General features: G+C 62.8%; 14 protein-coding genes. 8 read left to right on the top strand and 6 right to left on the bottom strand.

Annotated elements, in window-relative coordinates; genetic code table 11:
- The 3 genes from sepH to ACYP01_RS01935 all read right to left on the bottom strand — a co-directional run.
- Positions 1-148 (bottom strand): septation protein SepH (gene sepH, locus ACYP01_RS01945; RefSeq protein ID WP_459678788.1); only part of this gene is annotated, 148 nt, incomplete at its 3' end.
- A 200-nt stretch (positions 149-348) separates the two neighbouring features.
- Positions 349-1,470 carry a phosphoserine transaminase gene (gene serC, locus ACYP01_RS01940; RefSeq protein ID WP_007733484.1) on the bottom strand — a complete coding sequence of 374 codons (1,122 nt, stop codon included), beginning with the start codon at positions 1,468-1,470 and terminating at the stop codon, positions 349-351.
- Between the two features lie 63 nt (positions 1,471-1,533).
- Positions 1,534-2,661, bottom strand: coding sequence for a citrate synthase 2 (locus ACYP01_RS01935; RefSeq protein WP_003940025.1), 1,128 nt, complete (start codon positions 2,659-2,661; stop codon positions 1,534-1,536).
- Between the two features lie 244 nt (positions 2,662-2,905).
- On the opposite strand from ACYP01_RS01935, the gene pdxH reads away from it, so the two are divergent.
- The 5 genes from pdxH to ACYP01_RS01910 all read left to right on the top strand — a co-directional run bounded on the left by pdxH (position 2,906) and on the right by ACYP01_RS01910 (position 7,960).
- Complete coding sequence (gene pdxH / locus ACYP01_RS01930) at positions 2,906-3,619, top strand: pyridoxamine 5'-phosphate oxidase (RefSeq protein WP_459678411.1); 714 nt, start codon at positions 2,906-2,908, stop codon at positions 3,617-3,619.
- Complete coding sequence (locus tag ACYP01_RS01925; RefSeq protein WP_021332219.1) at positions 3,616-4,881, top strand: MFS transporter; 1,266 nt, start codon at positions 3,616-3,618, stop codon at positions 4,879-4,881. The genes pdxH and ACYP01_RS01925 overlap by 4 nt, the downstream gene beginning before the upstream one ends.
- A gap of 41 nt (positions 4,882-4,922) precedes the next feature.
- On the top strand, positions 4,923-5,870 hold the full coding sequence (locus ACYP01_RS01920; RefSeq protein ID WP_003939677.1) for an aldose 1-epimerase family protein: 948 nt from the start codon (positions 4,923-4,925) through the stop codon (positions 5,868-5,870).
- A gap of 358 nt (positions 5,871-6,228) precedes the next feature.
- Positions 6,229-7,527, top strand: a complete 1,299-nt coding sequence (locus ACYP01_RS01915) for a citrate synthase (RefSeq protein ID WP_003940509.1) — start codon at positions 6,229-6,231, stop codon at positions 7,525-7,527.
- A 70-nt stretch (positions 7,528-7,597) separates the two neighbouring features.
- Positions 7,598-7,960, top strand: coding sequence for an FKBP-type peptidyl-prolyl cis-trans isomerase (locus tag ACYP01_RS01910; RefSeq protein ID WP_003940440.1), 363 nt, complete (start codon positions 7,598-7,600; stop codon positions 7,958-7,960).
- A 92-nt stretch (positions 7,961-8,052) separates the two neighbouring features.
- On the opposite strand, the gene ACYP01_RS01905 is transcribed toward ACYP01_RS01910, so the two are convergent.
- Both ACYP01_RS01905 and ACYP01_RS01900 read right to left on the bottom strand, forming a co-directional pair.
- A complete protein-coding gene (locus ACYP01_RS01905) occupies positions 8,053-8,814 on the bottom strand; it encodes an ABC transporter permease (protein ID WP_047270941.1) in 762 nt (253 codons plus the stop codon).
- A complete protein-coding gene (locus tag ACYP01_RS01900; protein WP_459678407.1) occupies positions 8,811-9,764 on the bottom strand; it encodes an ATP-binding cassette domain-containing protein in 954 nt (317 codons plus the stop codon). The genes ACYP01_RS01905 and ACYP01_RS01900 overlap by 4 nt, the downstream gene beginning before the upstream one ends.
- 93 nt (positions 9,765-9,857) lie before the next feature.
- Between ACYP01_RS01900 and ACYP01_RS01895 the strand changes: the two genes are divergently transcribed.
- Positions 9,858-10,661 carry a TetR/AcrR family transcriptional regulator gene (locus ACYP01_RS01895; protein ID WP_007733476.1) on the top strand — a complete coding sequence of 268 codons (804 nt, stop codon included), beginning with the start codon at positions 9,858-9,860 and terminating at the stop codon, positions 10,659-10,661.
- On the opposite strand, the gene ACYP01_RS01890 is transcribed toward ACYP01_RS01895, so the two are convergent.
- A complete protein-coding gene (locus ACYP01_RS01890) occupies positions 10,596-11,579 on the bottom strand; it encodes a sugar-binding transcriptional regulator (RefSeq protein ID WP_459678405.1) in 984 nt (327 codons plus the stop codon). The two genes, ACYP01_RS01895 and ACYP01_RS01890, sit on opposite strands and share 66 nt — an antisense overlap.
- 239 nt (positions 11,580-11,818) lie before the next feature.
- Here ACYP01_RS01890 and ACYP01_RS01885 point away from each other — a divergent pair, with 239 nt between their 5' ends.
- Both ACYP01_RS01885 and glpK read left to right on the top strand, forming a co-directional pair.
- On the top strand, positions 11,819-12,646 hold the full coding sequence (locus ACYP01_RS01885) for an MIP/aquaporin family protein (protein WP_459678786.1): 828 nt from the start codon (positions 11,819-11,821) through the stop codon (positions 12,644-12,646).
- 64 nt (positions 12,647-12,710) lie between these two features.
- On the top strand, positions 12,711-14,219 hold the full coding sequence (glpK, locus tag ACYP01_RS01880; RefSeq protein WP_003939742.1) for a glycerol kinase GlpK: 1,509 nt from the start codon (positions 12,711-12,713) through the stop codon (positions 14,217-14,219).
- Positions 14,220-14,263 lie beyond the last annotated feature (44 nt).

Genomic DNA, 14,263 nt, shown 5'->3' with positions numbered 1-14,263 from the left:
CAATCTGGCCGAGTCGAGCCACGTCTCCGCGGGAAGCTGCACGAAGTTTGTCATCGGCGGGAAGCCGGAATTTCTGGCCGGTTTCAGCATCTGCGCACACCACATGCGATCCATCGGGTTCAAGTCCGATCACTCGAAGCTCTCGCACATTGACCTCCTTATCGCGCCGGCTCGCGACTTTGCGCCGCGCTCAACTGTAATTCATTCGTGACCATGGACTCGGCAGGACACGCAGGGCGAGATGACCTCGGATCCGCCCACCGGTGTGGTAGCTCACAAGGCCTGGCGCAAACGACGCTCGGCCCCCGACGTCATGCCGGGGGCCGAGCGGTGAAGCAAATGTGAAAATCAGCCGAGCTGAGAAACGACCCAGTCGATGCTCTTGGTGAGAGCGGTGACGTCATCGGGGTCGATGGCCGGGAACATGCCGACGCGCAGCTGGTTGCGGCCGAGCTTGCGGTACGGCTCGGTATCGACGATTCCGTTGGCGCGCAGGATCTTTGCCACCTCGGCAGCGTCGACGTCGTCGTTGAAGTCGATGGTGCCGACAACCTGCGAGCGGTGTGCCGGATCAGCGACGAACGGCGTTGCGAACTCACTGGCCTCGGCCCAGTTGTACAGGCGCGAGGACGAATCCGCGGTGCGAGCGGTGGTCCAGTCGAGGCCGCCGTTGCTGTTCATCCACTCGATCTGGTTGGCGAAGAGCAAGAGGGTGGCCAGGGCCGGGGTGTTGTACGTCTGATCCTTGGAGCTGTTGTCCACGGCGATGGGCAGCGAGAGGAAGTCAGGCGTCCAGCGTCCCGAATCCTTGATCTCCGCGACGCGCTCGAGGGCGGCCGGGCTCATCAGCGCGATCCACAGTCCGCCGTCTGCAGCGAAGCACTTCTGCGGAGCGAAGTAGTAGACGTCGGAATCGGCGACATTGACCGGAAGTCCACCAGCGCCCGAGGTGGCGTCGATGGCGATCAGTGCGTTCTCCGAACCCGCGGGACGCGAGACGGGGATCGACACACCGGTGGAGGTCTCGTTGTGCGCCCAGCCGATGAGATCGACGGACGGGTCGGAGACCGGCACCGGTGCGCTGCCCGGATCGGCGGAAACGACGATCGGGTCACCGATGAACGGGTTGGCCTTGGCGACCGAAGCGAACTTGGAGCTGAATTCGCCGTTGGTCAGGTGCAGCGACTTCTCGCGGATGAGGCCGAATGCGGCCGCATCCCAGAACGCAGTGGTTCCGCCGTTGCCGAGGACGACCTCGTAGCCCTCGGGCAGTGAGAACAGATCGGCGAGGCCGGAACGAATGCTGGCCACAACGTTCTTGACCGGCTTCTGGCGATGGCTGGTGCCGAACACCGAAGCGCCCACCTCGACCAGGGACTGCAGCTGCTCGGGGCGAACCTTGGAAGGACCGCAGCCGAAGCGTCCGTCGGCGGGCTTGAGGTCGGCGGGGATGATCGGTGTGGAGGTCATCGCTTCTTTCTGTTCCTTCACTTGTGTTCTGTACTACCGTGATTGGCGAATTCGAGCGGGGTACTACGCGTGGCTGATCTGGTCCCAGCCCTCGACCGACTCCGGAGTACGGGGCGCCGGGCCGGTGTAGATGGCGGCCGGGCGTACCAGCTTACCGAGACGCTTCTGCTCGAGGATGTGTGCACACCAGCCGGCGGTGCGGCCACAGGTGAACATGGCGGGCATCATGTGCGCGGGAACCTCGGCGAAGTCGAGGATGACGGCGGCCCAGAACTCGACGTTGGTCTCGATCGCGCGATCGGGACGACGCTCACGCAGTTCTGCCAGTGCAGCCTGCTCGAGAGCTGCGGCAGCCTCGTAGCGGGGAGCGTTGAGGCGCTTCGCCGTGGCGCGGAGCACGCGTGCACGGGGATCTTCGGCGCGGTAGACGCGGTGTCCGAAGCCCATGAGCTTTTCCTTGCGGTCGAGGATTCCCTTGACCAGCGCGCGGGCGTCGCCGGTCTTCTCGGTCTCTTCGATCATCGGAAGAACGCGGGCCGGTGCGCCGCCGTGCAGCGGGCCGGACATCGCGCCGATGGCGCCGGAAAGCGACGCCGCGACGTCGGCGCCCGTGGAGGCGATGACGCGGGCCGTGAAGGTGGAGGCGTTCATGCCGTGCTCGGCTGCCGAGACCCAGTACGCATCGATTGCCTCGACGTGTGCCGGATCGGGCTCACCCTTCCAGCGAACCATGAAGCGTTCGGTGACGGTCTTGGCCTCGTCGATGCGGCTCTGCGGGACTGCCGGCTGGTAGATGCCGCGAGCGGACTGCGCGACGTACGACAGCGCCATGACGGATGCGCGGGCGAGCTGGTCGCGGGCGGTCTCGTCATCGATGTCGAGGAGCGGCTGGTAGCCCCAGATGGGAGCCAGCATCGCCAGTCCGGCCTGAACGTCGACACGGACGTCGCCGGTGTGAATGGGGAGGGGGAACGGCTCGGCCGGCGGGAGGCCGGGGCCGAAGCGGCCGTCGACGAGAAGGGCCCATACGTTGCCGAAGGTGACCCTCTGGCCGACCAGGTCTTCGATGTCGACTCCGCGGTAGCGCAGTGCGCCGCCGTCCTTGTCGGGTTCTGCGATATCGCTGGTGAAGGCGACGACGCCTTCGAGTCCGCTCACAAAATCGTCCGGTATTGCTGCGCTCGCTGCCATTCTCGTGGACTCTCCTCGTTCGAGTGCGCCAGGTCTACAGTCGCACTGCCTCAGCTTCAGTGACTGCGCCTCGGTGCTCGCAGGGATGAGCACGCACCGTGTTTTGTACTGCGCAATCGTCTCGTCCCGATTCGGCGCTGTCGCTGGTGCGGCTCGCGGTCCGGGTCGGGTCTAGCCACGGCAAACTTTAGCGCGTGCCGCGTAGCCGTTGGCCAGTGAGTACCCGGGAGTAGCGTTCTCGGCTGTGTCGAATGAACGTCAGGACCCGCAGGCGGTGGACAACGAACTCGCGGCCATGCGTGTGGGCTATCCGCAAGCAGGCAGCGAATCGGAGTCCGTCGAGGACCGCATGAGTGCGGAATTGGATACTTCGGTTGTCGAAACCGGTTGGCTGCCCCTCATGCGCCAATGGCTCGTGGACGCCGTCGAAGCTGACGCGCCGGAGCCCAACGCCATGACTCTGTCGACGGTGGACGACGGTGGCCGTCCGGCGTCGCGCACCGTGCTCTGCAAAGGGCTCAGCGAGGACGGCGTCCTCTTCTTCACCAACTACGGATCCGACAAGGCTCGTCACCTCGACGCCCACCCGTACGCGTCGGCGAACTTCACGTGGCTGACCCTTGCCAGGCAGGTGATCGTCCGCGGCACCACCGAGCGGGTGAGTGCTCAACTGACGCAGGAGTATTGGCGAACCAGGCCTCGCGGTTCACAGCTCGGCGCGTGGGCGTCGTCGCAGTCTCGTCCGATCGACTCGCGTGCCGATCTCGACGAGCAACTGCGTGAGGTCGCTGCTCGATTCGGCGTGGACGGTGAGATTCCGGTGCCATCGAACTGGGGCGGGATTCTGATTCGGCCCGAGTCCGTCGAGTTCTGGCAAGGACGCGCGAACCGCATGCACAATCGAGTTCGCACGAGCCTGGTCGACGGACAGTGGTCCGCCGTCCGTCTCCAGCCGTGAGCCGGCTACTCGCGGACACGACTCCGCTCGAGAATCGCGACTATCGACGGCTGTGGACGGCCGGCATCGTCACCGTCATCGGCGCTCAGCTCAGCGTGGTCGCCGTACCGCAACAGGTGTACGAGATCACCCGAAGCTCGGCCTACGTCGGTCTGACGGGAATCTTCGGTCTGGTCCCGCTGGTCGTTTTCGGTCTGTGGGGCGGCGCACTTGCCGACGTCATGGATCGACGACGGCTGTTGATGATCACCTCGATCGGACTCGGCGTCACGTCGGTACTGTTCTGGATCCAGGCTGCCCTGAACGTGAACAACGTGTGGTTGGTGCTCGGATTGTTCTCGGTTCAACAGGCGTTCTTCGCGGTGAACCAGCCGACGCGAGCGGCGATCATCCCTCGGTTGATTCCGGGCAGGCAGTTACCGGCCGCGAACTCGCTGAACATGACTGTCGTGCAGTTCGGTGCGATAGCCGGCCCGCTACTGGCGGGTGTCCTCATACCGTCGGCCGGTCTGCAACTGCTGTACCTGCTCGACTCGATCTTTCTTCTCGCCACACTGTGGGCGGTATGGAAGCTCCCGGCGATTCCGCCGACCGGAACGTCTCGGCGAGCCGGATTGAGCGAGGTCCTCGGCGGTTTCACGTATCTCGCGACGCAGAAGGTTCTGCTCGCGTCGTTCGTGGTGGACATCATCGCGATGGTGTTCGGGATGTCGCGAGCACTGTTCCCGGAGATCGCTCACGAATCCTTCGGTGACCCCGCCAGCGGCGGTTTTGCGCTGGGACTGCTGTTCGCGGCGATGTCGGTGGGAGCCGTTCTGGGCGGAGTCTTCTCGGGTTGGTTGCCACGGGTTCAGTACCAGGGGCGAGCCGTTCTGGTCTGCATCGCGCTGTGGGGGCTGTCCATGGTCGGCTTCGGCGTTGCCGTGTACTTCGCGAGTCCCGGTTCCAGTGTGATTCTGCTCTGGGTGGCGGTCGCATTCCTGGCATTCGGCGGAGCCGTCGACATGGTCTCGGCGGCTTTCCGCAGCACGATGCTCCAGCAAGTGGCAACCGACGACATGCGCGGACGACTGCAGGGCGTGTTCATCGTGGTCGTGGCAGGTGGTCCGCGTATCGGTGACGTGCTGCACGGCGGTGCAGCCTTCCTGTTCGGGACCGGTGTCGCGGCAGCGGGCGGCGGCTTCCTGGTGATTGTCGGTGTTGTCCTTTCTGCCCTCGCATTTCCGGCATTCGTTCGCTACAAGGTGGGACGCGCCGTCTGACGTCCTGGTTAACCGGTCGCTCGTGGTGGAAACTGGTACGTATGACTGCGCCGCACAGCACGGGTAGGGGAGGGTTCGAGATCCGTGGTGGAGGCTATCGAGCCGAGATCGCCGCGGCCGGTGCCGGGTTGCGGCTACTCGATCACGAAGGACCGAACGGTCAGCGCGCGCTGACCGAGACCTGGGCACTCGGATCGAAGCCACCGCTGTCGGCCGGATTGGTTCTCGCGCCGTGGCCCAACCGAATTCGCGACGGGCACTTCATGTTCGACGGGATCGAGCATCAACTCGAGATCACCGAACCTGCGCTGGGGAACGCGAGCCACGGGTTCGTCCGGCGTCGCAATTGGAGCCTCGTGGACCACACGTACGAGCGCGTCGAACTGTCGGTCGACGTGGGACTTCACAAGGGTTGGCCCTATCCGTTGCAGCTGACGGTCGCCTACGAGGTCGGTGCCGACGGACTGACCGTCACGCACACGGCCACGAACAAGGGTGCGACCTCGTCGCCGTTCGGGCTCGGAATGCACACCTTCATTCGCGCCGGCGACTTTCCGCTCGACGAATGTGCTCTGCATCTGGCAGCAGGCACACGGTTGCCGATCGATCCGGCGAGGATGCTGCCGAACGCGTATTCGCAGGCAGTCGCCGGTACGGACTACGACTTCCGGACACCGAGACTGCTTGCCGGGGTGCAGTTGGACACTCCGTACAGCGCATTGGACGTCGTCGACGGCAGTGGTCGCACGCAACACGAGCTGCTGGCTCCGGATGGAACGGGCACTGCCCTGTGGACCAACCGCGAGTTCCCGTGGATTCAGGCCTTCATCGCAGATCCCGCCAACGACAAGGGGTATCCCGATCGCGGCCGCGCATTGGCTTTGGAGCCGATGACCTGCCCGCCTGACGCCTTCAACTCGGGCATCGATCTCCTGGTGCTTCATCCGGGTCAGACGTGGACGGGTAGCTGGGGCATCAAGGCGCTGTGATCCGGCTCTCATACCGTGGGATCGTGTAACACCAAGTAGGCATCAGCCGATAACAATCGGTTTTCGGTACCCCGTGTCAGTGGTCCGGAAGGTCCGACGTTGCTCCCATTTGCGAATTGCAGCCGAGATTTGCAGATCAGTGTGGGTAAATGCGCGATTCCGTAGACTGGAGTACCGGTCACGCGAGTGGGAAAGCCCAGACTGGAACATGTTTCAGTTTCGGTGGGTATGTCGGGTTCGTGAGTACCCGAAAAATAGCCGTGGAGCGACCCTCCTTCGGCACGATCTCTCCCGTGCGACTAGTTTCTAGTTGATCGCATGTAGTTACTCGTTGGTTCGAGCTTGAGAGGGATCCTTCGTGCCCGCTGACAATGACACAAAGCCCACGCTTACTTACCCCGGTGGTGAGTACACGATGTCCATTGCCAGGGCAACAGAGGGCAATGACGGCATCGAGCTGGGAAAGCTGCTGGCCACAACGGGGTACACCACCCTTGACCCCGGTTTTGTGAACACTGCATCCACCAGTTCTGCAATCACCTACATCGACGGTGAGAAGGGAATCCTGCGTTACCGCGGATATCCCATCGAGCAGTTGGCAGGTAAGTCGACGTTCATCGAGGTCAGCTACCTGCTGATCTACGGCGAACTGCCGACCGACGCCCAGCTCGAGTCCTTCACGGACCGCATCCGTCGACACACCCTGCTTCACGAGGACCTCAAGCGGTTCTTCGACGGATTCCCGCGCAACGCTCACCCGATGCCGGTTCTCTCGTCCGCAGTGAACGCATTGTCGGCGTACTACCAGGATTCGCTCGATCCCGAGGATCCGGAGCAGGTGGAACTGTCCACCATCCGTCTTCTCGCGAAGCTGCCGACCATCGCTGCGTACGCGTACAAGAAGTCCGTCGGACAGCCGTTCCTGTACCCGGACAACTCGTTGAACCTGGTCGAGAACTTCATGCGTATGACGTTCGGCTTCCCCGCCGAGCCGTACCAGGGTGATCCCGAGGTCGCCAAGGCACTCGACATGCTGCTGATCCTGCACGCCGACCACGAGCAGAACTGCTCCACGTCGACCGTGCGTATGGTCGGCTCGTCGGACGCCAACCTGTTCACCTCCGTCTCGGCCGGCATCAACGCACTGTGGGGCCCGCTGCACGGCGGCGCCAACCAGGCAGTGCTCGAGATGCTCGACGAGATCAAGGCCAGCGGCAGCACCGCAGCCGAGTTCGTCCGCAAGGTCAAGAACAAGGAAGACGGCGTGAAGCTCATGGGCTTCGGGCACCGCGTCTACCGCAACTACGATCCGCGCGCTGCGCTGGTCCGCGAAACCGCGCACACCATCCTCGCCAAGCTCGGCGGCGACGACGAACTGCTCAACATCGCAATGCAACTCGAAGAGGCCGCCCTCACGGACGACTACTTCATCGAGCGCAAGCTTTACCCGAACGTCGACTTCTACACCGGCCTCATCTACCGCGCGATGGGCTTCCCGCCGCGCATGTTCACGGTGCTGTTCGCCATGGGCCGTCTGCCCGGCTGGATTGCGCACTGGCGTGAAATGCACGAGGATCCGGCTACGAAGATCGGCCGCCCGCGCCAGATCTACACCGGCTACACCGAGCGTGACTACAGAGACATCACGTCCCGCTGACGCGTGACCTAGCGATATCACCACCCGCTAGTCTTCTGTACCCAACATTTCGCCTCAACGAGGAGGACCCATGAGTAGCAAGCCCGTAATCGAGTTCCAGGAAGGCCCCGCGCCCACCGATCTGGTCATCAAGGATCTGGTTGTCGGAGAAGGCGCCGAAGCCGTTCCCGGTGGCACCGTCGACGTTCACTACGTCGGTGTCGAGTTCGAGTCCGGCGAAGAGTTCGACTCTTCCTGGAGCCGTGGCGAGTCCATTCAGTTCCCGCTTCGTGGCCTGATCAAGGGCTGGCAGGACGGCATCCCGGGCATGAAGGTCGGCGGACGCCGTCAGCTCACGATTCCGCCGGAGCTGGCATACGGCCCCGCCGGTGCAGGGCACCAGCTTTCCGGCAAGACCTTGGTCTTCGTGATCGATCTGCTGGACGCCAAGTAATCCACTGTGCGCCTTTATTAACCCCCCGCGGTTAATAAAGGCGCACAGCACAAGCAGCCCCGCACCGTCAGGTGTGGGGCTTTCTTGTGTGGTCAGCTCGCGGTCTTTCGTCGGTAGAGCCAGTTCGACCACACGAATCCCACGGCGGCGATGCCCAGGCACCACGCGAGGGCGATGGCCGCGCTGTTCCCGATCGGCGTGCCCATCAGGAGTCCGCGCACAGTCTCGATGATCGGAGTCACCGGTTGGTGCCGGGCAAACCCCTGCAGCCAGGACGGCATGGTCTCGGCCGGTACGAAAGCAGTGCTGACGTAGGGCAGGAACATGATGGCGAAGGTGAATCCGCTTGCAGCCTCCGGGTTCTTGGCCAAGAGTCCCAAAGCTGTCGAGAGGTACGACATGGCAAAGACGAAGGCGACGATCACAGCGGCGACGCCGAGCCAGCGCAACGGATCGCTTGTCGGGCGAAATCCCATGATCAGCGCAACGACGACCACGATCGCCGTAGTCAGGACGTTGCGGACGACGCTGGCCAATACATGACCGGTCAGGACCGACGACGGAGAGATCGCCAAGGTCCGGAAACGGTCGATGATCCCGTCCTTCATGTCGCTCGAGACGCTGACCGCGGTGGTCGAGGCGCCGAAACCGGCGCACAGAAGGATGATTCCTGGCACGACGTAGTCGATGTACTCGCTACCGGTGTTGATGGCGCCGCCGAAGACGTAGACGAACAGCAGCATGAGCATGACCGGAAGGGCTATCGCGGTGATCATCGAATCCGGACTGCGCAGAACGTGTTTGAGATTCCGGCGGAGCATCACCGCGGAATCGATTGCAATGGTGGAGGTCATCGAACGCTCGCAATCTCGGGTTGGCCTGATCCGGTGAGCGCGAAGAACACGTCGTCCAGATCCGGAGTGTGAACGGAGAACTTCTCGACGGTGATCGACGGATCGTCGATCGAGTCGAGGATCGCTTTGATCGACGGAACTGCCCCGTCGGAAGGGATGTGCAGGGTCAAGGTCTCGGCATTCGAATGCGCCTGCGGCAGTGATGCCGCGGCGAGTTCGAGTTGGGCCAGGTTCTCGAATTGCAGTGCGACGTGGCCGCCGGGAACAAGGCGTTTGAGTTCGTCCGGTGTTCCCTCGGCGACGATGCGGCCGCCGCTCAGCACGCCGACCGTATCGGCCAATTCGTCTGCCTCGTCGAGGTATTGGGTGGTGAGGAAGATGGTGACGCCTGACGCTGTGAGTCCTCGAACGATCGACCACATGTCGTGGCGGCTTCGCGGGTCCAGGCCGGTGGTGGGTTCGTCGAGAAAGACGACGTCCGGTCGGGCGACGAGGCTCATTGCGATGTCGAGTCGTCTGAGCATGCCGCCCGAGTAGTTGCCGGCGCGTTTGTCGCCGAAGTCCGTCAAAACGAACTGGTCGAGCAATTCCTCGGCACGGCGACGGGAGTTCTTCCGGCCCAGGTGATTCAGTTCGCCCAGTAGGGTGAGGTTCTCGAATCCGGTCAGCAAGGTGTCGACGGCTGCGTACTGCCCGGTCACGCTGATGCGCCGCCGAACGTTCTGTGGATCTCCGGGCAGTGAATGCCCCGCGACCATGACCTCGCCTCCGTCGAAGGGGATGAGGGTGGTGAGAATTCTTACGGCCGTGGTCTTTCCGGCGCCGTTTGCGCCGAGGAGGGCGTACACCGATCCGGCCGGGACCGCCAGGTCGAGTCCAGCCAGTATCTGTTGATCGCCGTAGTGCTTACGGAGTCCGCGGACCGAGATTGCGGGGATCGTTCCTGACATCGAGACCTCCAAGTAAGAACTGTGTATGTCATAAACTCGTGTTTATATCGTACACAGTTCTAGGATGATGGCAAGAGTGAAGAGTGGGAGCTTATGGATCGCGGAGCGCTACCGAGAGCAGTTGAACTGGCCTGGGGACTGGACCAGCCGGGAACGCGGGGTCCGAAGAAGGGGCTCAGTCTCGAGCAAATTCTCGACACCGCGATCGAATTGGCCGACGCAGAAGGCGTCACCGCTCTGTCGATGGGCCGCGTGGCCAAAGCGCTCGGGTTCACGACCATGTCGCTCTACCGCTACGTGGCAAGCAAAGACGAACTGATCGAACTGATTTCGGATCGGGTGATCGGGCCGCCGCCGGTGATTCCCGACGGCGTGACCTGGCGCGTCAAGCTCGAGGCGTGGGCGAATCAGGAGTATGCCACGATGCTGAGTCGACCGTGGTGGCTCAAGCTGCCCATCACGGCTCCACCGACCGGGCCCAACAACATGGCGTGGCTCGACGCGGGTCTGAGCGCCCTCGACGGGGTCGCCCTGAGCGCCGCGTCGAAGTTCCAGGTGGTGACCAACGTGTCGTTGTTCGTCATCGGCCGCGCTCGATTCTCGGCTGACCTGGCGTCTCGTTCAGCGCAGTCGGCAGACGACGACGTCGCATACGGCGCTCTCATTGCTCGTGTCATCAATCGGGAGGGATTCCCCTACCTGAGTGCCGCAATCGAGGAAGGCGGCTTCGAGGACGGCAGCCCGGAGGGTGAGGCCGCCGGCGACGATGCCTTCGATTTCAGTTTCTCGCTCGGCTTACTTCTCGACGGAATCGAGAAGCTGGTGCAGCGGTCAGGACACCAGCGCGGTGGCGCTGACGTCGTCGATGATCAGATCGGTGATCAGCCCGCCCCGTAGTGCTCCCTCCAGGGCCGGCAGTTTTGCTGTTCCGGCGACGATGCACACGCGCCTGGCGACCTTCTCGAAAAGGTCCAGTCGCGGGCCGCTCGCGCGCTCGTTGAGTTCGATTCCGCGGTAGCTCCCGTCCGACCGGAAGAAGACGGTTGCGATGTCGCCGACCACTCCGTCGCGTCGAAGTGCTTCTGCTTCATCGGGTTCGAGGTATCCGGCGGTGTAGACGTGACTCGGTACGTTGCCGCCCGGTACGCCGATGCTGAAGACTGCCAGGTCCATTCGCTTCTGCATGTCCAAGACGCGTTTGATGCTTCGTTCGCGCCACAGTTGCTCCCGGGTTTCCGGGTAGTCGAAGAAGGCAGGCACCGGAAATCCTTGTGGCAGAGCACCGTAGGCGTCGGCGATGGTTCTGATGATGTCGCTGGCGTAAGAGATCCCGGTGGTGCGAGTATTCGCGGCGCCGTTGAGTTGCACGACGTACGAGTTGTACGTGCGTTTGGGGGCAAGGTGCTTGCTGACTTCACTGAGTGTGGTTCCCCAGGCGATCCCCATCACCATGTCGCTGTCGAAGAACGACGCCAGCAGGCGTCCGGCAAAGGTTGCGACCTTTTCGAGTCGCTCGAGATCTCCCACCAGTTCCGGCACGGTCACCACGTGGGCGCGCACTCCGTACCGTTCCGAGAACTCGCGTTCGATGCGAGGAGCCTGGCCGTGCGGGGTGCTGATCTTGATCTCGACGAGACCCGAGGTGCGCGCGTAGGTGATCAATCGGGAGACGGTGGATCGGGACACCCCCATGTCGCGGCCGATGGCAGCCATGGTCTGGTCCTGGAAGTAGTAGTGGCGTGCGGCCTGAACTGCGTCGGCGATGCGCGGGTCCGCCGGATCGGAGGTAGCGGAGTCCGAAGTGGGAGTTTCCATGGGTTCGTCCTGTCTGCACGTACGTGCAAGAGCATTGAACCGAATCTTATCCGAGTAGGCCCAGGCCGAGGCGCTCGATCACGCAAAGTCCCAGAAGTGTGTCTGTTACCCGCGTTACGGTGCGCAAATGGGGCATTTGCACATATGTGCATGAGCTATGCGTGAATGTGCAAACGGCCTTACGCTACGGGTGCAGCAATCCAAACTATGACATGCATCACAACGAAGTGAGGGTGGGGATGGAGAAAGCCAAGCGATTAGGGCTTCCAGGCGAGTTGGCAGCCGAGTTCGCCGGAACGATGATCTTGATCTTGTTCGGCGTCGGAGTTGTGGCGCAGGTTGTGTCCGGCGGGAGCGGTGGGGGTCTCGGCGGACACGACAGTATCGCGTGGGCCTGGGGACTCGGCGTCATGTTCGGCATCTATGTCGCAGGCCGGGTGACGGGTGCTCATCTGAACCCCGCAGTGACCTTCGCCTTTGCGATCTTCCGGGGATTCTCCTGGCGCAAGGTCCTGCCCTACACGCTGGCGCAGACCGCTGGAGCCTTTGTCGCGGCCCTGATCGTCCGGTGGAATTACAACGACATGCTCAATGCCATCGATCCCGGACACACAACGGTGACTCAGACGATCTTCTCGACGATGCCCGGAAACGGAACGCTCCCGGTCAGTCTGGGATCAGCGCTGATAGATCAGATCATCGGCACGGCGATCCTGTTGTTCCTCATCGTTGCGGTGACCGATACTCGGGGAACTCCGCCGCTCGCGAATCTTGCGCCCTTCGTCGTCGGTTTGATCGTGGTGGCAATCGGATTCGCATGGGCGACCAACGCGGGTTACGCCATCAATCCGGCCCGTGACTTCGGTCCGCGGCTGGCGTCGTATCTCACCGGTTACGGCAGCGCCTGGCGAGATCAGTACGGGAGCCTGTATTTCTGGGTGCCCATCGTGGGGCCGCTGATCGGCGCTCCGATCGGGGTGTTCCTCTACGACAAGCTGATTGGTCGATTCCTGCCTGACGAGTCGGTGGAGAAGGCAGCCGAGGAGCCGGCCACGATACCGGCCTGATGGCGAATCATCATCTCTGACAGTAAATCTTTCGCACTTTCTTCGACACCAAAGGGGTAGCACGATGGCGCAGTTCGTAGCCGCGATAGACCAGGGAACCACCTCCACGCGATGCATGATCTTCGATCACAGTGGGCACGTAGTCGCTGTCGAACAGCACGAGCACACACAGATCTTTCCGCAGGCAGGCTGGGTCGAACACGATCCGATCGAAATTTGGGACAACGTCCGCAACGTCACCGCGGGCGCCTTGGCCAACGCAGATCTGACCGCGGCCGACATCGCATCCGTCGGCATCACCAATCAGCGTGAGACGGCAGTGGTCTGGGAACGAGCAACCGGAAAGCCCGTTTACAACGCCATCGTCTGGCAGGACACACGCACCGATCGAATCTGTACTGCACTCGCCGGCGAAGACGGCCCCAGGAAGTACACCGAAGTCACCGGATTGCCGTTGGCCACGTACTTTTCGGGCCCCAAGGTCAAGTGGATTCTCGACAACGTCGAGGGCGCGCGTGAGAAGGCCGAAGCAGGCGAGTTGTGTTTCGGCACGATGGACACCTGGGTGCTGTGGAACATGACCGGCGGCGTCGACGGCGGAGTGCACGCTACCGACCCCACCAACGCGTCGCGCACTCTGTTGATGGATCTCGACACTCTCGCTTGGGATTCGGCGATCTGCGCCGACATGGGCATCCCCGAATCGATGCTCCCCGAGATTCGCAGCTCGTCCGAAACTTTCGGATTCGTGCGCGAACGCGGAACGTTGTCCGGCGTGCCGATCGCCGGAATCCTCGGCGATCAGCAAGCAGCGACTTTCGGTCAGGCCTGCCTCTCGCCCGGAGAAGCGAAGAACACCTACGGAACCGGCAACTTCGTGCTCCTCAACACCGGCACCGAAAAGGTGATGAGCAAGAACGGCTTGTTGACGACGGTCTGTTACAAGATCGGTGAGCAGCCAACGGTTTACGCACTGGAAGGATCGATCGCCGTGACCGGTTCGCTGGTCCAGTGGCTTCGGGACAACCTCGGCATGATCGACAACGCGGCCGACATCGAGGTGAACGCGCGCTCTGTGGACGACAACGGTGGCGCGTACTTCGTGCCCGCGTTCTCGGGCCTGTTTGCACCGCATTGGCGCGCGGATGCACGCGGTGCGATCGTCGGTCTGACAAGGTTCGTGAACAAGGGGCACCTTGCCCGGGCGGTGCTCGAAGCGACTGCGTACCAGAGTCGTGAGGTGATCGAGGCGATGAACCTCGACTCGGGTGTCGACTTGAAGGTTCTCAAGGTCGACGGCGGAATGGTCGCGAACGAACTCCTCATGCAATTCCAGGCCGATCTGCTCGACGTCGAGGTGATCCGCCCTGTCGTTGCGGAGACCACGGCATTGGGCGCTGCGTACGCCGCTGGTCTCGCGGTCGGGTACTGGGAGAGCGAGGACGACATTCGCAGCAACTGGGCGAAGGACAAGAGCTGGACGCCGTCGATGGATTCGGCCGAGCGTGAGCGCCTGTATGCAGGCTGGCAGAAAGCCGTCACTCGGACACTCGACTGGGTCGACGCAGACTGATCGCGGCGCCCCCATTTCTACCTATTTTCAAGTGAAGGAACAGT

Source organism: Rhodococcus sp. no. 34 (assembly GCF_054589475.1).
This window is presented reverse-complemented; position numbering and strand designations above follow the sequence as displayed.

Excerpts from the sequence above, each read along its gene's own strand:
- ACYP01_RS01905 (WP_047270941.1), bottom strand. The coding sequence starts at position 8,814 with ATGACCTCCACCATTGCAATCGATTCCGCGGTGATGCTCCGCCGGAAT.
- ACYP01_RS01885 (WP_459678786.1), top strand. The coding sequence starts at position 11,819 with ATGGAGAAAGCCAAGCGATTAGGGCTTCCAGGCGAGTTGGCAGCCGAG.
- ACYP01_RS01900 (WP_459678407.1), bottom strand. The coding sequence starts at position 9,764 with ATGTCAGGAACGATCCCCGCAATCTCGGTCCGCGGACTCCGTAAGCAC.
- ACYP01_RS01935 (WP_003940025.1), bottom strand. The coding sequence starts at position 2,661 with ATGGCAGCGAGCGCAGCAATACCGGACGATTTTGTGAGCGGACTCGAA.
- ACYP01_RS01920 (WP_003939677.1), top strand. The coding sequence starts at position 4,923 with ATGACTGCGCCGCACAGCACGGGTAGGGGAGGGTTCGAGATCCGTGGT.
- glpK (WP_003939742.1), top strand. The coding sequence starts at position 12,711 with ATGGCGCAGTTCGTAGCCGCGATAGACCAGGGAACCACCTCCACGCGA.
- serC (WP_007733484.1), bottom strand. The coding sequence starts at position 1,470 with ATGACCTCCACACCGATCATCCCCGCCGACCTCAAGCCCGCCGACGGA.
- ACYP01_RS01895 (WP_007733476.1), top strand. The coding sequence starts at position 9,858 with ATGGATCGCGGAGCGCTACCGAGAGCAGTTGAACTGGCCTGGGGACTG.
- ACYP01_RS01910 (WP_003940440.1), top strand. The coding sequence starts at position 7,598 with ATGAGTAGCAAGCCCGTAATCGAGTTCCAGGAAGGCCCCGCGCCCACC.
- ACYP01_RS01890 (WP_459678405.1), bottom strand. The coding sequence starts at position 11,579 with ATGGAAACTCCCACTTCGGACTCCGCTACCTCCGATCCGGCGGACCCG.